Origin of the sequence: Facklamia sp. P13069 (assembly GCF_050409405.1) — a bacterium.
Classification (GTDB): domain Bacteria; phylum Bacillota; class Bacilli; order Lactobacillales; family Aerococcaceae; genus Facklamia.
The window spans coordinates 1-21,205 of record NZ_JBNUPN010000029.1 but is presented as its reverse complement, the minus strand read 5'-3'; the positions used below and the strand labels follow the sequence as shown (position 1 = coordinate 21,205).

Sequence of the window (21,205 nt, the reverse complement as noted above, 5' to 3'; positions counted from 1 at the left end):
CGTAAAATCACCCATTTAATCAACTTAGAAACAGAAAAAACTGTTAATCATAAGCGAGTTCAACAAAAATTAGGCTAGGTGTCACCGGTTCAATACCGACAACAAACAGCCTAACAAAGGTGTTCTTTATTCTGTCCCATTTATGGGGTGCAGTGCCAAATCATGCAAGGTTTTTATAATTATTCTTAAGAAATAGAAAGCATTATATTAGCCATTTGTATTTAAAATACTTTCGTCAGTCTCTAAAGTCATTTCTTCAGGTTCACGTAAGAAGGTAAAGCCTTCACCATCCACTTGTTGAACATCGTTAACCGCAATAAATGCTTTAGGGTCAATATTATGAACAATCTTTTTAACCGCCATTAGCTGACGATTGGAAACCACCACATATAATATTTGTCGTTGAGCCTTTGAGTAGAAGCCATAACCAGAGAAGATAGTAACCCCGCGCTTAACTTTATCCATAATTTCATTACCAATTTCTTCATGTTTTTCTGAAATAACAAACAGTGCATTTTTAGGATTGTAACCTGTAACCCAGAAGTTTAAGATTCGGCTATACAGGAGAATCCCAACAATGGAAATAGCGCCTTTTTCTAGACCAATCGCAAAAAATAATAAGGAAATAATCACTCCATCAAATATTAGTAAAGCATTTGAAACGCTAATTCCAACATACTTATTCAAAATTAAAGCAAGAATATCTGTACCTCCGGTTGATCCACCGCCACGAATGACAATTCCCAATCCTGTTCCCATAATTACCCCTGATACTAAAGGAGCAACTAATTGGTTATCTGGAATGAAAGGGGTAGGCTGAACGACTTTTAAAAAAAACGAAAGTGCAGCAATTGATAAGAGCGTATAAACAATCGTCATTTTACTCAATAATTTCCAACCAATAATCAGAATAATCACGTTTAAAACGAAGGCGGTCTTAGGAATATCAAAGTTTAGAGTATAGTGAAGAAAGAGGGTAAAACCAGTAACTCCGCCATCTCCCAACTCGTTCGGTAAAGATACTAAGTTGATAGCTAATGCGACTAAGAATGTTCCGACGATTGTCATTAATAATGACGATATGATATTTTTCATTTTTACACTTCCTATCTTCTTTTATAAATGGCTTTTCTTATAATTGTTTGAATCCAGTAAAAACGACACAAATGTCGGTTTTCACTTGTCTCGTTTATGATTCCTTATAGCTACATTGTTTGCAATTTTTCAAGGATTAACTCATTAACGACTTGGGGGTTTGCTTGACCTTTAGTTTTTTTCATAACTTGTCCTACAAAAAATCCAACAGCTCGATCTTTTCCATTCTTATAGTCTTCAACGGATTGTGGATTATTTTCAATAATATCTTCAATCAAAGGTTTCAATTGGGCTGGATCTGAAAGTTGAGCCATTCCTTGAGCTTCAACAATTTCTTTAGCGTTGCCCCCTTCTTGAGCTAATATTTTGAAGAGTTTTTTGGCAATTTTGGAAGAAATTGTTCCTTTATCAATTAGTTGGATCATTTCTGCTAAATTCTTAGGAGTTAAACCTGTTTGAGAAAGCTCAAGCTGTTGTGCATTTAGATAAGCAGATACTTCTCCCATTAACCAGTTGGAAGCTTGCTTTGCATCTGCTCCTTCTTGAATAGTTTCTTCAAAGAAATCTGACATTTCCTTTTGAAGGGTTAAGACCATGGCATCGTATTCCGGAAGCTGATAATTCTCAACATACTTTTTACGACGCACTTCTGGCATTTCTGGCATCGTTTGCTGGACTTGATCAATCCATTCTTGTGAAATAGTTACCGGTGGTAGATCTGGTTCAGGGAAGTAGCGGTAATCTGCCGCCCCCTCTTTAGTACGCATTAGAATCGTTTGTCCTGTTTTCTCGTCATAACGACGTGTTTCTTGATAAATGATACCACCAGATCTTAAAATATTTTCCTGACGTTTTTCTTCAAACTCTAAACCTTTGCGAACATAATTAAAGGAATTTAAGTTCTTGATTTCAGTTTTTGTCCCGAAAGCTTCTTGGCCAAAAGGTCGAATTGAAATATTACCATCGCAGCGTAAAGAGCCCTCTTCCATTTTCACATCCGAAACGCCTGTATACATTATTCTCTCCCGTAAGGCTTCTAGAAAGGCGTGGGCCTCTTTAGGGGAACGAATATCTGCTTCGGTAACAATTTCAATTAATGGCGTACCTTGGCGATTTAAATCAACATATGAATAGCCGTCCACTCCGTGTGTGTTTTTTCCTGCATCTTCTTCCAAATGAACACGTTCAATACGTATCCGACGTTTTTTTCCTTCTACTTCAATATCCAGGTATCCATTAGACCCGACCGGTTGATCAAATTGAGAAATTTGGTAGGCAGATGGATTATCCGGGTAAAAATAATTTTTACGATCAAACTTCATCTGCTTAGCTACCTGGCAATTTAAAGCTAGAGAAGCTTTCATTCCGTATTCTATCGCTTGGCGATTCATAGTCGGTAACGCTCCCGGATAGCCCCAATCTTTCTCATTGGTATTGGCGTTGGGATCCACACCGAAGCCAACAGGTGAGGAAGAAAAGATTTTAGATTGGGTTTTTAATTCCACATGGACTTCAAGTCCGATTACTGTTTCAAAATTCATCTAGATCCTCCTATAGTTTAGGTGCTTGCTTAACAAAGTCGTGACCTTGCTCAAAATCATAAGCCATTTGGTAAAGTAAGGCTTCGCTATCCACTGGGCCTGTGAGTGCCATTCCAATAGGCAAGCCCTTGCTATCAAAGCCGGCAGGTACAGATAGGCTGGGTATTCCAGCCAAATTAACCGGGATTGTCAACAAATCTGCCACATACATTTTGAGCGGATCTGAAATGCGTTCACCAATTTTGTAAGCTGTCGAATTAGTGACCGGTCCCATAATAAGATCGAATTGATCAAATACTTCTTTAAAGTCTTGAATAATTAATGAGCGCACTTGCGCTGCCTTCTTGAAGAATTTATCATAGGCGCCTGAGCTTAAAGAATAAGTCCCTACCATTAATCGTCGCTTGACTTCAGGACCAAAGCCTTCAGAGCGAGATTTTAAGTAGATTTCTTCTAAATTTTCAGCTGCTTTTGAACGATAACCGTAGCGAATACCGTCATAACGCTGTAAATTAGATGAAGCTTCCGCAGAAGCTAGTATGTAATAAACATTAATCCCGTACTCAGAGTGAGGAAGAGAAACTTCTTCAACGATTGCTCCTTTACTTGTAAAATAATCAGCTGCTTTTTCCATTGCTTGACGAACATCCGCATCAATGACCTCTGATTGATATTCTTTAGGAAAAGCAATTCGCTTGCCTTCAATGGATTGACCAATCAAACTGCTAAAATCTAATTTTTCGTCGGCTAAACTGGTCGCATCATTTGGATCATGCCCCGCAATCACTTGTAAAAGTAAAGCGTTATCTTCAACTGTTAAAGTCATCGGTCCGACTTGATCAAGACTAGAAGCAAAAGCGATCACTCCATGACGAGAAACACGACCATAAGTTGGCTTCATTCCAACAATACCTGTATAAGAGGCAGGTTGACGAATCGAACCACCGGTATCGGTTCCTAAAGCTGCTGGCACCTGTCTAGCGCTTACGGCTGCTGACGACCCCCCCGAAGAGCCTCCTGGTACTCTTTCAAGATCCCAAGGATTTTTACTTGTTTTAAAATAGGAATTTTCAGTAGATCCTCCCATAGCGAACTCATCTAGGTTAACCTTACCCACTATAATGGCTCCTGCCTTTTTTAATTGTTTTATAACAAAGGCATCATAAGTTGGCACAAAATCTTCAAGCATTTTACTGGCTGCAGTTGTTTTAAAATCAGCTGTTAAAATATTATCTTTGATTGCTATAGGAATGCCTTTTAATAATTTTGAATCATTATTCGAATAGCCTTCTTCATCTGCAGCTTTAGCCACTTCAAAAGCCGGCTCTTTAAAATCTTCATAATTTAAAAAGGATTGAACAGCACTCTCCAAAGTCTCAATTTGCCGGTAGGTATGTTCAAGCAATTCGACAGCTGTAAATGTTCCTGATTCTAGCCCTTTTTTCATCTCAGTAATGGTTGTTGGGAATTTTTTCATCTTAATCTCCTTTTTCATCTTCGATAATCACTGGTACTTGAATATAGCCTTCATTTACTGTTGGGGCATTATCCAATAAGGCTCGATAAGACGGATTAGGGACTGCGATATCTTCACGATAAACATTCTTCAACTGGTTACCATGATAAGTCGGCTCGACACCTTCCGTGTTCACCTCTTGTAAATGCTCAACCATTTCAACAATCTCTTGGATATTTGGAGCAAATTGGTCCAGTTCTTCCTCACTAAAACTTAATTTGGCTAATTTTGCAACATGCTTAATTTCCTCGCGTGTAATCATTCTTTTCCCCCTCTTCTTATTGTCTAAATATATGTGATTGATACTCCGTTTCTCCTGCATTTCTACCTATATAAGCTTCTGTATCCGCATTAGAAACAATTTTAATCTCAATTGCTATGTTCTCAGGTAATGTTTTCTGCGCAGTGTCCAGCACATGCTGACTTAAAGCAGTAATTTCTGTTGTTTGATAAAACTGTGTGACTATTTCAATATCTAATGTTTTCAACTGATCGTCTGCATATAATACTTGACCGGAAATACCATTCAGATTGGGGAAAAACTCACGAATGCCTTTAGAAAAATTATCAAAATAAGCGTATTTTTCTGCTTCGACACCTGAATCAGTCATAGGTAGAGCAACTCGGTATTCATTAAGCTCTTTCCAATCAGAAACCGCATTTCCCTCACGTGAAATACCATCCAAGACAAAACTACCCCCTACAATTTCATCAGAAGGTGCCTGTCGGTATATACCCACTAGAATAGGAATAGATCTCAATTCTTCGGTTGCTCTTAAACGACCCACAATTATATTAGCATAAGCTCTTCCGCGCTCACGCATTTCTCCCATAGAGATTTCTTCTTCGTAAACAACCCCCTCTGGGTCGGTGTACTCATAACGCGAATTCATGGATAAGCCAAGAACAATACCTGCTAGCTTGTACCCTGTTTCAGTTTCAACCATAATATTTTTTTCTAAAATTTGCGATAAGTAAATAGGCGTAGATTGAACCTGAGTGACAACCTGATCTGGCCTACCGGCGTTCTCATCAATGATATTACCCTCTACATCAACCATAACCTCTTGACCATCTTCTAAAACCGAAGTTACTGTCGCTTCTTCAATAGTAGGGGATTGATTCTCAACAGTAGTATCAGTGTCAGAAGATGTTGTTTCACGATTAGCACCACCACTATCGACAGGGATAGCAGGGTTTAAGCCTGCTGGATTATTGTCTGCTTCTCTGCCTACCCAAGAAGTCAGTGTATCACCATCAATCAATTGGCCTTCTTGTAAAAAGTATTGATCGGTAGGAAACACCTCTCGTGACAAACGTAACAGACCATCTTCGAAAGCAAAGGCATTGCCCGTTGAAGATAATGTGTAGTCTGCACTAGCTGAGGGGCCGAGTTGATACTTACCATCTGTTATTACAGCTCGATAATTTTCATTAGCTAATTGGTTAGAAGTTGACCTGGCCATCACCTTCTCAGGTGTCAGTTCTGCTTCTTCTTTTTTTACCTCTAAATTATTTAAGCAACCTGACAATAAAGTAAGACAGGTTAGCAATGTGATACATTTCAATTTATTTTGCATCGTTAATTCCACTTTCTACTAATTTTTCTATAAATGTAGATTCATCTATGATTGTAACACCTAAATCCCGAGCTTTTATTAATTTACTGCCGGCTTCTGTCCCCGCAATCAATATATCTGTTTTCTTTGAGACTGAGCCGGTTACATTTGCTCCTAAATTTTGTAAAATTTGCTTTGCTTCATTACGAGTATAAGCATTCATACTACCAGTTAGAACAATAGTCTTTCCTTTAAATTCATTGGTCTGTTGAGTGCCAATCACGGTTGTTTGAAAATCGGTTTTGACACCTATTTTTTTTAAACGATCAATCAATTTTAATGAAGACTCTTGTTGAAAATAATGAACCAGTGATTGAGAGATGATTTCACCTATGCCCTCAATTTGACCGACTTGTTCTGCCTCGGCAATCATCACTGTTTCTATTGTACCAAATTCTTCGGCAATTAGGCGAGCAGCTTTTGCACCGACATGACGAATTCCCAAAGCAAATAGTAATCGATCTAATCCCCTATCCTTAGACTCATTAATCGCTTGGATCAAGTTGTTAGCTGACTTTTCTTTAATCTTATCAAGTTTTAAAAGGTCTTCTTGCTTGAGATAATAAAGATCAGCCGGATTTTCAATCAAATGATGGTCCAATAATTGCTCAACAATTTTTTCACCCAGACCATCAATATTCATGGCTAATCGGGAAACAAAATGAGTAATCTGAGCCAACCTTTGGGCGGGACAGTTAGGATTAACACATCTTAAAGCCACTTCATCTTTAATTTTCACTAGCTCTTCATGACATTGTGGACATTCGGTAGGAATAGCTACCGGTCGATCATCTCGCTTTCTTTTAGTTAGATCAACCTCTAATATTTCGGGAATAATATCTCCTGCCTTATGGATAACGACTTGATCACCTATATGTAAATCAAGTTTTTCAATAAGATCTACATTATGAAGACTTGCTCTTTGAACAGTAGTTCCTGCCAATTGAACAGCCTCCATAATAGCGGTAGGGGTAACTACTCCAGTTCTACCCACTGTCCAATCTACATTAAGTAAAGTTGTTTGAGCAACTTCTGCTGGAAACTTATAGGCAATTGCCCAACGGGGCGCTTTAATAGTATGCCCCAATTTTTCTTGATATTCAAAAGCATTGACTTTAATAACCACTCCATCAATCTCATAGGGTAATTGGTGCCTTTTTTGGCCAACCGTTTGGATAAACTCCCATACTTCATTAAAATTATGACATTCTTTTCTAAAAGAGTTCGTTCTTAAGCCAACAGCTTCCATCTCTTCTAGGAGTTCTCCTTGAGAAGTTGCCTCTATATCCGATTGACTAGAGCAATTATACATAAATATGTTTAGTTGCCTCTTTGCTGCCTTTGCGGGATCTTTCTGTCGCAATGCACCAGCTGCCGCATTGCGAGGATTAGCCAAGGGACTTTCCCCTGCCTCATCTCTTTGTTCATTTAATTTTAAAAAGACCTCTTTAGGCATATAAGCTTCTCCTCGAAATTCACCTGAAATGGGCTTTCTCAGTCGTAATGGTAAGGAATGGATTGTTCGTAGGTTTTGAGTAATATCTTCTCCCGTTTGACCATTACCTCGTGTAGCTCCTCGAACAAACAAACCATCTTCATAAGTTAAGGCAATGGCAAGACCATCGATTTTACACTCACAGATAAAAGAATGCTGAGACCCAACCACTTCTTCTACCTTTTTAATAAAAGCATGTATGTCTGCTTCATTAAAAGCATTACTTAAAGAGTACATGGTTTGAGCATGTTTAACCTTTTGAAAACCTTCTAACAGCTGGTCACCCACTCTCTGACTAGGTGAGTCCAAAGTGACCCACTCCGGATACTTAGCTTCAATCATGAGCAATTCTTGATACAGCTCATCATACTCTGCATCCGTAATTAATGACTGATCCAATACATAGTAAGAGTAAGCATAATTATTTAATTTTTCTTTTAAAGCATCTAAACGTTGTCTTTCTTTCTGCTGATTAGACATCAGGAGCCTCCTAATCTGATAACTTAGTAATTGGAGCAAATGCTGCCATTAACTGTTTAATTCCTTGCTCTGGAAAAGCTACTTTTAAAATTTGGTCGCTAGCTGACTTGTCAACTTTTACAATTGTCCCTTGACCCCAAGCTTTGTGGTCCACTTTGTCTCCCACTTGCCAGTTAATCATTTCTAGACCTTTGACATTTGAAGTTGCTTGGAAAGCTCGCTTCTTCTTAACGGGAGCCGAAGGGGGACTTAACTTAACTCTATTGGCTTGGTTTTTTCCTCGATTATTTGCAGTAAATCTTTTGACTCTTCCTGGAAGTCCAATATGCTCAAGTAAATCTTGTTCAATCTCATCTATAAATCGACTAACTAAATTTTGCTGATAACGTCCGTATAGTAGACGATTGGATGCTGCTGTTAAATATAATATTTCCTCAGCGCGTGTCATTCCTACATAGGCTAATCTTCTTTCTTCCTCTAAATCTTCTTCATTATCAAAAGAACGATAGGATGGGAAAATCCCTTCTTCCATTCCAACAATAAAGACAACCGGAAATTCTAAGCCCTTGGCTGCATGTAGAGTCATCAAAGTGATACCCATTTGTTCATCCTCTTCTTGGTTATCACTAACCAAAGACAATTCTGTAAGGAATTGAGTCAATAAAGCTGTTGATTGATTAGTATCGTCCTCACTTTCCACTGCTGACTCAAATAGATCCAAAGCAACATTTGAACCTGATATTTCTAAAATTGCTTGCGATTCGATAGTGCTTTGATCTTGATTTTGAAAATCAGGATCTTTTTCTAACAGTAAACTATGATCCTCTTGGTCAAAAAGTTTAGTTACTGAAGCAAATTCTTCTAAGTTTTCTAAGCGAGCTCGACTTTCAAGAGTGCCTTCTTCAATTAAAGCCTGAGTATAGTTTGAAAGCTGCCACACTTGCTCTACTAGTTCACTCATAGAGAGATATTTTGCTTGTTCTTGAAGATTTTTAACCATTTGAGCAAACGTTTGTAATTTCTTTTGTACTGCTTTAGATAGTTGAGACTGATCTAAATAATCGATCGCCATGAACCAGGGTAACTGAATCTGAGCAGCAAAATTTGATAACCGCTCGATAGTGGTATTTCCAATTCCACGTTTAGGAACATTCACAATTCGATTAAAGCTAAGGTTGTCAGCGGGGTTATTAATTAACCTTAAATAAGCCAAGGTGTCTTGGATTTCTTTACGAGCATAAAACTTCAAGCCCCCAATAATTTTATAAGGTAAATTGGCTTTTAACAGCTGGTCCTCTAAAGAGCGTGACTGAGCTTGAGTTCGATAAAGAATAGCAAAATCATCATTTTTTAAATTAAAACGATCTTTAAGCTCAATAATTTCTTGAATAACAAAAAGCGCTTCCTCTGAGTCGTTGTCTGAATGATAAAACTTAATCTTGCTTCCTTTGTCCTTATTAGACCATAATTTCTTAACTTTACGATTTCGATTATTTTTAATCACACTATTAGCTGCAGCTAAAATATTTTGACTGGAACGGTAGTTTTGTTCTAATAGAATCGTTTTAGCTTGAGGAAAGTCAGATTCAAAGTTTAAAATGTTTTCCATATTTGCGCCGCGCCAGCCATAAATAGATTGATCAGCATCTCCTACTACACAAATGTTATTAAGAATTCCTGTTAATAATCGAATGAGTTGATACTGAGTATTATTGGTATCTTGGTACTCATCAACATGAATATATTGAAACTTATGCTGATAAAAGTGACGGACATCATCATATTCTTCTAATAATTTAACAGTATTAAGAATCAAATCATTAAAATCCATGGCGTTGGCTTGTTTTAATTTTGTCTGATAAAGTTGATAGACTTTTGCATAAATTTCTTCAACAAAATTACCGGCAGTTTGTAAATAATGTGCTGGGCTTTTACCTTCATTTTTTGCTTGTTCAATTTGCCATAGAAGATTCTTATCTTTAAATTGTTTGCTATCTAAATTTAATTCTTTTAACACTTGACGCATCAAAGTTAGTTGTTCAGATGGGTCTACGATTGAGAAATTTCGTTGATAACCGATTTTTTCGCCCTCTCTTCTAAGTATCCTCACACACATTGCATGAAATGTTGAGACCCATATAGAGTCTGCATCTGGGCCAACTAAGTTTTTAATCCGCTCTTTCATTTCATTTGCGGCTTTATTTGTAAAAGTAATAGCCAATATATTCCAAGGATTTACTCTTTCTTCTTCAACAAGATAAGCGATTCGGTGAGTAAGAACCCGTGTTTTTCCTGAACCTGCCCCAGCGGCTATTAACAGCGGTCCCTGGGTAGTCAATACAGCCTCCTTTTGCTTATTATTTAATCGACCTATACTTTCTAATAAATTCATATTATCACTCCATTTCACCAACGCTTCCAATATTTGATATTATATCAAAAATAAGAACAATCTCCTATGTCCTTTATAGCCTTCTCTCAACTCCTCATAAAATAAAAAGAAGCCAAGGCTATCCCTTCAGCTTCTTAATTCTATTGAATTTTATATAATCCGGTCATTTCAATTTGCCGATCACACGATATTAAACTATCTCCCGTTATGATTACCTGTCCTTCCAAATGATTGTGTAATTGTCCAGGAAAATTTACTAAAGCAAAACCCCAATCTGTGCGAGACATATATTGTGTCATGACATTTTCTATATTTAAATATTCTAAAGGAATCGCTATAGCTGCTGCTGATTTTACTTTTAAGGTAGGCAAAGGCAAGCCTGACAGCGCTCGCATACACGCTTCGAATTGCGATATGGACATCGAGCCGATTGTAAAAGTTGCCGCTTGCGATAAGCCAATCGAAGCTTGATTGATGTAAATAACACCAGAAGATGTAATAAAGAACTCTAATGTCAAAGCCCCAATCAATGTAAGTGACTCAGCAATTAATCGGCCTAATCGGTTGATTTCATTAGAAACCTCATCAACAATACGCGCAGGATACCTTACTTGTGTACCAATAATTAACCCTTTATCTACTAATTCAAAGGGAGGATAAATCAATAATTCTCCTCGCTCATTTCTGACAACAGTCAAAGAAACTCTCTTCTCAACTGGAATCCAAGCCTCAAGTATACATGTTGCTTGCTCAACTTTCTTCTCTGCTAAAGGTAAATCATCCTCATTGAATAGAAGAATGTGGTCCTTGGCTTGATTCAAATGTCGTTGTCCTGACTTAAGAACACAAGGATAACCTATATATTCTATCGCTTCTTTAATATCTTCAATGGAAGTCACCATTGAAAAAGGTGCTACTAAACTTTTAGTAGAGTCTAAATAAACTTTTTCAATTAAACGGTCTGTTGTAATTGCAACTAAATCTTCTGATAAAGCCAAGTCAGTATATTCTTCCAATAATTTATAATGTCGGTTTGATAAAATACCTGGTTCAATATATATCATATCCACTAAGCTTGCAAATTCGATTAAACTCTCGTCTTGATAGTTAGCATCGACTATTTGCCAATAAGAAAATTGTTTGACCGGGTTTTCATCATGACTCACCATGCTTGCTACACGATACCCCAATCTTCCGGCCTCTTGGGCCAGTAAAGCGGTTGTAAGTGAGTCTCCAATAATACCAATCATACTTCCTGGTTGATGTCTTCGAACCATTTTATCCCTCCCATCATATTATTCTTTTTATGGTTGATCATATTGATCCAATTGCCACTCTTCAATCATATTTATTAATTTTTCTCCGTAATTTGGATCGGTTGCATAACCCGAATCTTGTAATGCCTGAGCTTGTGATTGGAAATCCTTGGCTTGTAATACAGCTTGATATTGATTAGGATCCCAAGAAGTTCCATTAATCATTAAAAGAGCGTGCTCACGCATTGATGCTTGTCTAGAAGGATACACCTTAAAATAATCCTTAATCTCAACCCACTCGCCATCAAAAAACTCCATTGTTGGATAGAGTGCAGAATTAGGATCGTCAGCACTTGTTTTTACACCATATAGATTATTATGCTGGCTAGCTAATTGACTTCTACCAAAGTCCGATTCTAAAACAGCTTGAGCTAAAGACACAGAAGCATAGACACCAAACTCTCTTTGTAAAGCTTGGGCAGTTGGGACCAAATCTGCAATAAATTGTTCTTTGAGCAAGTGATCTGATTGATAAAGCTCATTTTGATAAAAATTAGGAGCCGGTTGTGACATCCAACGAAATAACAACACAAAAAGTAAACTAATAAAGATAATCATAAAGAAGCTTAAACATCCTAATCGTTTAAAGAAAGCTTCCTGCCATTTTTTGAATTGTTTAAGTTTCTTATTATTTTTCAAAGTTTTTTTTCTGGGTCTATGAGCTTTTTTGCGTTTTCTTTGCACCAAATAGCTTCACCACTCTATTTTTATTCTTCGACAGTGTCTCTTACTTTATCACTTTGGTCATCAAACCATTGTAAGAGTTTTACCTCATCAGTTTCTAATTGTTGTCTCAAAACTCCAGGTAGACGAATTTCTATTATATCGTTGTATCCCCAAAATTGATAATCTGCAATTAATTGCAAGATCATTGTGTTCTGTTGGTTTTCTGAGCTTTCACTCTGATGCCATTCTAAGCGTACCATACCATGGTTAACCCAAGTCTTGGCGATTTGATATTTAAGATAGAGGTATTCTCCAACAGGATTAGCTGAAACCTCTGGAATTATTTCAGCATTTCGCACAACTTTTTGAACAAGCATCCATTCATAGTCAGTAAATAAAGTCGATATTATTTGGATATTTTCAAATTTTAAACCTTGTTCTCCTTTTTTCCATCGGTCCCAAGATTGAGGACTAATGCCTAACTTTTCCGCATAAAAAGCTTTTTCAGTTTGAAATTTCTCTTTAATAGCATGAATAACGATTTGTATCAGTGTAGGACTCATTGAAATTCCTCCCTTTTTCTCTATTATACACCTAAAAAGTGATGTGAAAAGTGGAAAAGCTCTTAAAAATAGAAAGACTTCTTAAATTGAAGTCTTTCTATCTCAAAACTAATCATTTGAATAAACCTTTTAATAATAATACCAAGCACCATTTTCATCTTGATACCAGGTGCCTCTACGGTATTCATCGCCAAACCAGTAATAATTTTCTGTTTGCTTGCCATTATATAAATTATCTGTCGGCTCTACACCTGTTTCAACCGATGTAACAGGTGGGGTTACTACTGCTTGAGTAGTCTGAACTGGTTCTTGCGTCACCTCAAGAGTAGTTTCATTTTCTAAGATCTCAGCACCTTCTTGGTTCGCTAAATATTGTATGAGTATATCATTAATTGTTTGGCTTATCTTACCATTCATTTCATAAGGTTCAGTGAATTTTTTTGTAAGAACTACATAAATATAGTCTTCTCCTGCTGCTTGAGCAATCCCGGCAATATGTTGAAGTTGTGGGTTTTCTTCGGTAGTTAATAATTCGTAACGTTGAGTCACATTAGCATTGTAATTGGGAAATTTATCTGTGAATGGTGAGAGATTGACTGATTCTTTCAGCAAGTCGTCATATTCTCCATCAATCAATTCGTTTTTAGCTAATTTGACAAGTAAATTAGCTAAGTCCGTTACATCAGTGACTGCACCCGTTATGTAACTATCTTCTTCAATAGCTAATGGAGCGTTCATACGAGTAGCAAAATATCCAGACTCTTTTAACCAGTAGTTAAAGCGGTTGACACCCTCAGCAAGCTGAACGAGATGATTCATGGCAGAGGCATCTCCTGATTGAATAGTTAAATCAATCAACTCTTGGACTGTATAGGAATCTCTAGCTTGACTTGCCACTTGTCCTGTATCCCCAGAAGCAATTAATTGTGTTTTAACAGGGATTTCTTGGTCAAGAGTAATTGTTTCTTCTGCTAGCAATTCATAGGTACGTTGTAAAATAAACCAAGCGATTAGACGATCAGCCTCCATTGTTTGGTTTTCATAAACAAAGGGTGCTTTATCTCCTAGCTGTTGAATTTGTAAAGCTACTGTTTCCTGATTAGAAAAGTAATTGGTAACTATTTGATTAAACTGATCAATTCTTTCTGCTTGATCTTGCTTATTTGGTACTTCATAAGCGATGCGTTCTGAAAAATTCTCTGCACTTATTAAAAGCTCTTGTTGACTTGTATCTTCACCAATCACTGATAAAGCGGGATCATTAAAGGATAATCTAAGTTTCTTGCCTTCTTTAAAAAGAGAAAACTCATCCTTCAATTCTGCTTCAGTCTCATTATATTTCACTTTAAAGTTAAATGTTTCTTGATCTACATCAGAAAGAGAGTTGGCAAAATCGAGATTAACTGTAATCATCGGATAAGCATCCACATCTACCTTTGATTTTTCTATTTCAAAAACAGTATCTTCTACAGTGGTTGTTTGATTTTCTTCTTCTGATTTTACTTCAGAAGAATTATCTGAAGTAACATTCATTGTTTTTTCAGTATCCTTTGGAAGTTGAGAAGTCTCAGTTTCTTGGACAGGTTGTTCACTATTTTGATTTATTATTGGGTCCAAATAACTCTTAACCATGCCTACTAATTGAGGTCCGTAAACAAACATTAAAAAAAAGGCTGCCAATAAAATTAACCATTTGACAATAGTCCAAAGCGTTTTACCAAAACTAGTCTTTTTAGTTCTAGGGACAATATAATCTTCAGCATTATCGGTGGATTCGTCAGAAAATAATGAGCCAGTGTACGGATAAGATAAAATTTCGTCTGCCCTTTTCTTAAAAGCTTCTTCTGAATCCTCTTCCGATTCATTGCCTTTTGAATTTGATTGAAGTGAACGTTCATAAGCTAATTTAGCTTCTTTTTCTGCTTCTGCTAATTCTTTTTCAAGAGATCGCCTAACAGGAACGTGCTGTCTATTGTCTTTGATAGCTTGAGAATGTTTTTCATTATCAGCTACTTCATTTAGACCACGGATATCTTTTTCAACTGATATTTCATCATTAGGTTTTCTCTTTTTCAATAAACTCTGTTCTTTTTTATCTGCTTGATTAAATCTATAACCGCAGTACGCACATTGGGTCTTACTACGGACATTCCGTCCACAATTTGGACACTTCATTTGATTGCCTCCTCTTAGATAGTCGCTCTATAATTGGTTCTTAACTTAAACCATTGTAGCATATTCTTAAAGGGCTTAACAATACGGGACTGATTAATCAAGTCCCTTGAGAGCTTCTACCATATTAATACGTTTTATTTTTTGGTGCATGATCAGCATAACAGAACTTGAGAAAATAAATGTAAGAATAAAGGATATTAAAAAGGATGCTAGGGTTGCCCTAGGATAAAAGAGCATTGAATTCATTTGCATCTGTTTCATAATAATATGTGTAAGCACGCGTCCAGCTATCAAGCCAAAAAAAGAACCTAATACTGTGATTATAAAGATTTCCTCATAGACATACAAACTCACTTCTCTTGCATAAAAACCTAAAACTTTGATAGTGGCCAGTTCACGATTTCTCTCTTCTATATTAATATTGGTCAAGTTATACAAGACCACAAAAGCTAAGGCTGCCGCTGAAATGATTAAAACAATTGTAATGACGTATAAACTATCCATCGTCTTGCTAACTACTTCTTCTATATTAGTTATATTAACGATAGCTTGAACATCCTCATTATCTTGTAACTGGTCTTCTATACGAGTCACTTTGGCATTAGCTTCATATTTCAGTAAAAAAGCATTAATTTGAGCGGGCTTTTCAAACACCTGATTGTAGTCACTTTCTCCCATATAGAGATAATGATTGACATAGTTTTCTGCTGCTCCCTTTAAAGGAATCGTATAATTTTCATCGTCCATTTTAAAGATAGCTTTAGAGTTGGGTTTTAAGTTGAATAACTCAGCTAATCGTTCTGTATAAAGAGGTCCTGCTTCATCTAAATCAACTGGTTCAGCCACTTTATCATCTCCACCTTGTCTTACAAATACAAAGTCTTTAAATGACTGAACATCACCTAGCGGAACTATTAAATTGACATTTTCTTTTTCAACATCATTTTCTAATTCTAAGGATTCTGAACGGATTGGATAATACGCTTCAATGCCTTCGTAATCTGCTAATTCATCTTGCAGTTTTTGAGTTTGATATTGGCCTAAATCTTCATTCAAGACCAGGGTAGCATCATAGCGTTGTAATTGCTCAAATTGATTAGAAAGCAAACCTGAAATAGTATCACTAATTCCAAAACCAGTGAGAATTAACATTGAACAGCCTGCTACACCAATGAAAGTCATGAGATTTCTTCCTTTATATCTGAAAAGGTTTCTCAAAGTCATTTTACGATTAAAAGATAAGCGTTTCCAAAACTCAGTCCAATTTTCAAGTAAAATTTGTTTACCTTGTTTAGGGGGTTCAGGTCTTAAAAGTTGTGCAGGAGCTTGCTTTAACAATACATAAGGTGTATATATTGCTGGTATCAGTGTACAAGCTAAAGCAATAGCACCGACAATCATATTCCAATATAAAGAGCGAGGAATCAATGGGTTAGCCAAATAAAACATGGAATTATATGCTTGTAGAATAATTGGTGGAAAGATACGATAGCCCAAAGATATTCCTAAGACTATTCCAATCACTCCTGCTAACCCAGCATACACCACAAATTTTAAGATTACTTGCCAGCGATGGTATCCCATTTGTTGCATGGTTCCCATATAGTTTCTTTGTTCACTTGACATGCGCTTAACAGTTGTGAAAACAACTAAAACGGCAATAGCAAAAAAGAAAACTGGAAACAAATTAGAAATAACATTCAATTTTTCCGCATTTTCTTTCAGAGATTTATAAGCTGCATCGTCTTGACGTGTCAACACATGATAAGTCGGTTCTTTTAAATCTGCTTCTAATTCTTTAAGTTCCTCAAGTGCTAATTGTCCTTCTCTTAATTCTAGATTATTCTCAGCAATACTATCTGCTACAGCTTTTTTTGAGCGACTCAGTTGATTTTCTCCGAAAAACAACTCATTACTAGCCATTAAGCTTTGTTCTTGACCTTCCAACAACTCTGCTTGTTCTTCAGGCTTTCCTAAAGCTTGAGGATTATTAGAGTCTATATTGCCTTCTAGAGACTGCCGCAATAAGTTTTCTTCAATTTGACTAAATTCTATCTTAGCTTCTTGAAGGTCTTGTTCAGAATCTATCAGTGTCTTTTCGACTTCGGAGATTTTTTTATTTGCCGCCTCAAAGTCATTATTAGCTTCTTCTAAATCTGAACTAACCTCATCATATTTAGCTTGAATATCCTTTTTACTGGCTTCCAAACGCTGTTTTGGACGATTAGCTAACAAATCTTCTAATTTAATTTTTAGTTGATCGAGCCTTGATTGATAAGCTGGTTCATAAGCTCTCTTTCTATTATTACGTATCCAATAGAAAACTTCACTATAGTAACTGGCTTGTATTTGATCTTCTTGAATTAACCCAAAAACAGAATGGTCGAGGCCTCGATTAATGCGTTCATAATAAAGTGGTGTTTGAACAAATCCAACAACTTCAAACTCATTTGTTATCAATTCACTATCTTTTATTGAAAAGATTGAATCTGAATTATCACTATCTATAGCGTCTTCACTTGCTCGTTGGTTCAGAGTGATTTTTACCTTATCTCCAACTTTGACAGACTCGTTTGGATCAGTATTAATTAAATCAAGATACTTACTATCCAATGTGATTTCAGAAGCTTTCTGTGGAAATCTCCCTTCAACCAATTGATAATATTTTTTATCTTGTTCATTGATACCAAAAACTTTGATAGGTTGAGTACTTGGCTCAACCATACCAATAACTGATTTAATGGGACGTAACCGAAGTTCTGCGCCATCTTTTAAATTTTTAATTTCTTTAATGTCATTATCATTAATACCTTGAGTAGATAATATACGACCGTCGGGCAAATCATAAGTTTCATAATAGTCACGCGCGGTTTCTACCATAGCTGGTCCTGTTGCTTTGATTCCAATAAAAAAAGCAACTCCTAGACTAATAATAGCTAATATCGATAAGAATCGTGGGAAACTTTTTAATATCTCACGAAAGATATCCTTTATGAGCGATTTCATGTTACCTCCTTTCTACCAATGTAAATCTAATACATTAGTAGGATGCGGATTTTTAACGATTTCTTCTACTTGTCCATTACGAATTTTAATCACACGGTCTGCCATTTTCGAAATCACCGTATTATGAGTGATTACCACAACAGTTGTACGTGTTTCTCGACATGTATCTTGTAATAATCTCAAAATTTGTTTGCCGGTTTCATAATCTAAAGCACCTGTAGGCTCATCACAAAGAAGAATTTTGGGTCTACCTGCTAAGGCCCGCGCAATAGAAACTCTCTGTTGCTCTCCACCAGATAGCTGAGCAGGAAAACTATCTAATCGATGTCCTAACCCTGCTTCTTTAAGTACGGTTTCTGCTTGCATATTACTTTTAGCAATGTGGATCATTAATTCCACATTTTCTTTAGCTGTTAGGTTAGGAACTAAATTATAATTTTGAAAGACAAAACCAACGTTATTTCGCCTAAAACGCGTTAACTGCTTAGCCTTGTATTTAGCAATGTCTTCTCCATCTATAACTACCTGTCCGGAGGTCGCTTGATCCATTCCACCTAAGATATTTAGTGTAGTTGATTTACCAGCTCCGGAAGGACCTAAAATAACCACAAACTCTCCCTCATCAATTGTAAAACTGACTCCATCATTTGCTCGTGTAACGACTTCGCCAGTTTTATATTCTTTAACAACTTCTTTTAATGCAATATAAGACATTCTTACTCCCTGCCTTTCTTATTCAGAACAATAATATACCAGAACTGTAAGATACTGACTCGTAGGATCAACGGAAGAAGGGTAGTCTTCGGGAAGTCTAAAACTTTGAATCAATTGAACCTTCTTGCCACTTAAACGCCCAGCTTCATTCATATCCTCAATAAATTTATCTTTTGAGTAAGCTGAATGGTTTGTGGATAAGACACACAAACCTCCTGCTTTTGTTATTTTAAACAAATCTTTAGCCATTTTTATATAATCAGTTAAGGCTGAAAAAACATAACGTTTGGTTCGGGCAAAACTAGGAGGATCACATACCACCATATCAAAATCTTTTGAAGAGCGTTTGACATAGTCAATATAATCAAACACATCCATAATTCTAATCTCGTTAGATAAATTGTCAGCGTCCAATTGATTAATTAAGAAATTTTCTTTAGTTAACTCTAATGAACGGTTAGCTACATCTACACTGATAGTATTACTGGCACCACCTAGGCTAGCTGCAACTGAAAATGCACCCGTGTATGAAAAAAGATTTAACACAGACAAGCCTTTTGCTTGCTCTTGAATATACTGTCGTACCTCTCTTTGATCAAAAAAAAGGCCTGTCATCCAATCCTGACCTAAATAAATAGCATACTTTCGATTCTGTTCTTTAATAATTAGAGGCTGTTGGGCTTCTTTTCCGGTAACATGTCCCATTGCTTTTTCACTATCACCTATTGGAAAACGCTTGGTTTCGTATATACCTGCAACTTCAAGTGGAGATTCTAAAAGAATTTCAAGCCACCAATCACGATACTCATAAGCACCTTTAGAATACCAGTTGATTTGAATGAAATGGTCATACCAGTCGATTGATATTCCTCCTAATCCATCTCCTTCACCATTGAATAAACGAAAACCCGTTGTTGTAGGGTCGTCCAATAGAGATTGTCTACGTTCAACAGCTTCTTGAAAGTAAATTGAAAAGAGTTCTTTGGACCACAAATCTTCCAAATTTAAGCTAAAAACCCAAGCAAAGCCTTTGTTTTGCCGACCAACGAAAGCTTGCCCTTTAAAGTTATGACTGCGATCAGTAATAAAGATAATCATCCCCTCAGGTGCATCTTTAATATCACCAGGATCTTCAAAGTCTTCTAACCTTATTAATTTTTCTCCTGCTTGAATTCTTTGACTCGCAAAATCTTTTAAATAAAAACACTTCATTCTATTACCTCTTTCATTCTTAAGATCATTTATAGTAGAAGTCTCTAGAAAACAAGCCCATTTCTTAAAGCATTACTTTTTCTCTTTTGATAGTAATTCTTCCATTAAATAGTCAGCAGCTGCCGGACTGATTGTTTTAAGACTTGTTCTTTGGGGAATAACTACTTTTTTAGGTTTAAAAGAATATTCTAATCGAACTCTTTTAGTAGTAAGTTCAGCTGTATCTTTGCTAAAAAAGTTAAAAGCTACATTTTCTACAATACCCTCCAAGGTAACATCTAAAATTTGTTTATCTGGATCAAAGTCCATGGTGAAACTCGTTAATTTATCAGTTAAACCTTGGCTCATCAAATTTAGTGTTTTATTGAACTGTGGTGTTCGGTGTTCCGTTTCCTTAACTTGTAAATGGTTAGAAAATTCGGATTCAATTTTTGTTCCGAATAAAAAATCATTCGCTTGCTCATTAATTTTAATTTGATGGTTGAATTGATTTTCCCAATCTTGATACTCGCTCATGATAGATGAAGTAGAAGGTTGAATTAAATGATCTAAACGATAAGAGATGGATAAGAAGGGGTGCTTATCAAAGAAAAGACTTGGAATATCGATTCTTTCAATATTTAAATGATATTGATCCTTCTTGAAACTTAATTGTCCCTTATCTACTCTCATTAACTTATCCCGATTAGGAATGAGCAGCAAAGAAGTCGCAGGCTTTTCATTAAGATTAACCGTCCCAATTGTTTCATTTGAAAATTCTGTATAAAGATTAGTGTACTTAGCCATTTGTTTATCAAACTGGTAATTAAAAAAAGCTTGTTTAAAATAAGCTAGGCTATCTAAAAAAGCAAATTCTTTTACATAGAACAAACGGTGTCTTCCATATGATATAAAGCCAAAATCTGCTGTCTCGGGATAATCATCTTCCATTTGAAACTTTAAATCGCCCTTCAGGTCTCCTTTTGTAACATCTACTTGGTAGGTCGCTTGCCCCATCGCTTGATTTTCATCCAGGTTGGTCCACTTCATCTTGACCTCAAATTCTTCAACCTCTTTCAAATCAATTAATGATTCTGAAAGTTTCTTAAGTAATTCTTGATCCACTTTGTTTTCTATTGATGTTTTAGTTTCTGTTAATGACTCTGTGGTTATTTGATTCGCTTTAGCAGAAATAGGAGTATATAATAAAGCTAATAATATAGTGAAAATAAAAAGCTTATTGACTAGTTTAAATCCTCTATCCATAAATCCTTCTCCTTTTTAAAAAGTCTTACTATTATTATAAATGAAGTTCAGCTTTAATACACCAACAATCTACTCTATAAAATTAGCTTCAAAAAACCTCTAAATTTGAAGAAACCCCCAAAAGTTCGAGTTAAAAACTAACTTTTGGGGGTCCTTTTATGTCTAAAAAT

General features: G+C 36.2%; 15 protein-coding genes. All 15 read right to left on the bottom strand.

The features are described from left to right. Nucleotides 1-207: 207 nt before the first annotated feature. Nucleotides 208-1,095 carry a YitT family protein gene (locus ACQV2T_RS08220; RefSeq protein WP_428873568.1) on the bottom strand — a complete coding sequence of 296 codons (888 nt, stop codon included), beginning with the start codon at nucleotides 1,093-1,095 and terminating at the stop codon, nucleotides 208-210. A gap of 110 nt (nucleotides 1,096-1,205) precedes the next feature. Then, the gene (gene gatB / locus ACQV2T_RS08215) at nucleotides 1,206-2,636 is read right to left on the bottom strand and encodes an Asp-tRNA(Asn)/Glu-tRNA(Gln) amidotransferase subunit GatB (protein ID WP_428891861.1); all 1,431 of its coding nucleotides are present in this window, start codon (nucleotides 2,634-2,636) and stop codon (nucleotides 1,206-1,208) included. 10 nt (nucleotides 2,637-2,646) lie between these two features. Then, complete coding sequence (gene gatA, locus ACQV2T_RS08210) at nucleotides 2,647-4,113, bottom strand: Asp-tRNA(Asn)/Glu-tRNA(Gln) amidotransferase subunit GatA (RefSeq protein WP_428873566.1); 1,467 nt, start codon at nucleotides 4,111-4,113, stop codon at nucleotides 2,647-2,649. A gap of 1 nt (nucleotide 4,114) precedes the next feature. Beyond that, complete coding sequence (gene gatC, locus ACQV2T_RS08205) at nucleotides 4,115-4,414, bottom strand: Asp-tRNA(Asn)/Glu-tRNA(Gln) amidotransferase subunit GatC (RefSeq protein ID WP_428873565.1); 300 nt, start codon at nucleotides 4,412-4,414, stop codon at nucleotides 4,115-4,117. Between the two features lie 16 nt (nucleotides 4,415-4,430). After that, nucleotides 4,431-5,732: a CamS family sex pheromone protein gene (locus tag ACQV2T_RS08200; protein WP_428891860.1), complete on the bottom strand. Its 1,302-nt coding sequence runs from the start codon at nucleotides 5,730-5,732 to the stop codon at nucleotides 4,431-4,433. Beyond that, nucleotides 5,722-7,746, bottom strand: a complete 2,025-nt coding sequence (ligA, locus tag ACQV2T_RS08195; protein ID WP_428893510.1) for an NAD-dependent DNA ligase LigA — start codon at nucleotides 7,744-7,746, stop codon at nucleotides 5,722-5,724. Before ligA ends, ACQV2T_RS08200 begins: the two co-directional genes overlap by 11 nt. A 10-nt stretch (nucleotides 7,747-7,756) precedes the next feature. Then, entirely contained in the window at nucleotides 7,757-10,138 is a 2,382-nt protein-coding gene (locus tag ACQV2T_RS08190) for a UvrD-helicase domain-containing protein (RefSeq protein WP_428873562.1), read from the bottom strand. A gap of 140 nt (nucleotides 10,139-10,278) precedes the next feature. Next, nucleotides 10,279-11,415, bottom strand: coding sequence for an ATP-grasp domain-containing protein (locus ACQV2T_RS08185; protein ID WP_428873561.1), 1,137 nt, complete (start codon nucleotides 11,413-11,415; stop codon nucleotides 10,279-10,281). Nucleotides 11,416-11,442: 27 nt separating this feature from the next. After that, entirely contained in the window at nucleotides 11,443-12,093 is a 651-nt protein-coding gene (locus tag ACQV2T_RS08180; RefSeq protein WP_428873560.1) for a glycoside hydrolase family 73 protein, read from the bottom strand. A gap of 68 nt (nucleotides 12,094-12,161) precedes the next feature. Further along, complete coding sequence (locus tag ACQV2T_RS08175) at nucleotides 12,162-12,683, bottom strand: hypothetical protein (RefSeq protein WP_428873559.1); 522 nt, start codon at nucleotides 12,681-12,683, stop codon at nucleotides 12,162-12,164. 129 nt (nucleotides 12,684-12,812) lie between these two features. Then, complete coding sequence (locus tag ACQV2T_RS08170; RefSeq protein WP_428873558.1) at nucleotides 12,813-14,858, bottom strand: serine hydrolase; 2,046 nt, start codon at nucleotides 14,856-14,858, stop codon at nucleotides 12,813-12,815. A gap of 93 nt (nucleotides 14,859-14,951) precedes the next feature. After that, a complete protein-coding gene (locus ACQV2T_RS08165; RefSeq protein WP_428893509.1) occupies nucleotides 14,952-17,864 on the bottom strand; it encodes an FtsX-like permease family protein in 2,913 nt (970 codons plus the stop codon). A gap of 12 nt (nucleotides 17,865-17,876) precedes the next feature. Continuing rightward, the gene (locus ACQV2T_RS08160) at nucleotides 17,877-18,578 is read right to left on the bottom strand and encodes an ABC transporter ATP-binding protein (RefSeq protein WP_428873556.1); all 702 of its coding nucleotides are present in this window, start codon (nucleotides 18,576-18,578) and stop codon (nucleotides 17,877-17,879) included. An 18-nt stretch (nucleotides 18,579-18,596) separates the two neighbouring features. Continuing rightward, nucleotides 18,597-19,790 carry a class I SAM-dependent rRNA methyltransferase gene (locus ACQV2T_RS08155; RefSeq protein WP_428891857.1) on the bottom strand — a complete coding sequence of 398 codons (1,194 nt, stop codon included), beginning with the start codon at nucleotides 19,788-19,790 and terminating at the stop codon, nucleotides 18,597-18,599. A 72-nt stretch (nucleotides 19,791-19,862) separates the two neighbouring features. Next, the gene (locus tag ACQV2T_RS08150; protein WP_428891856.1) at nucleotides 19,863-21,035 is read right to left on the bottom strand and encodes a hypothetical protein; all 1,173 of its coding nucleotides are present in this window, start codon (nucleotides 21,033-21,035) and stop codon (nucleotides 19,863-19,865) included. Between the last annotated feature and the right edge of the window lie 170 nt (nucleotides 21,036-21,205).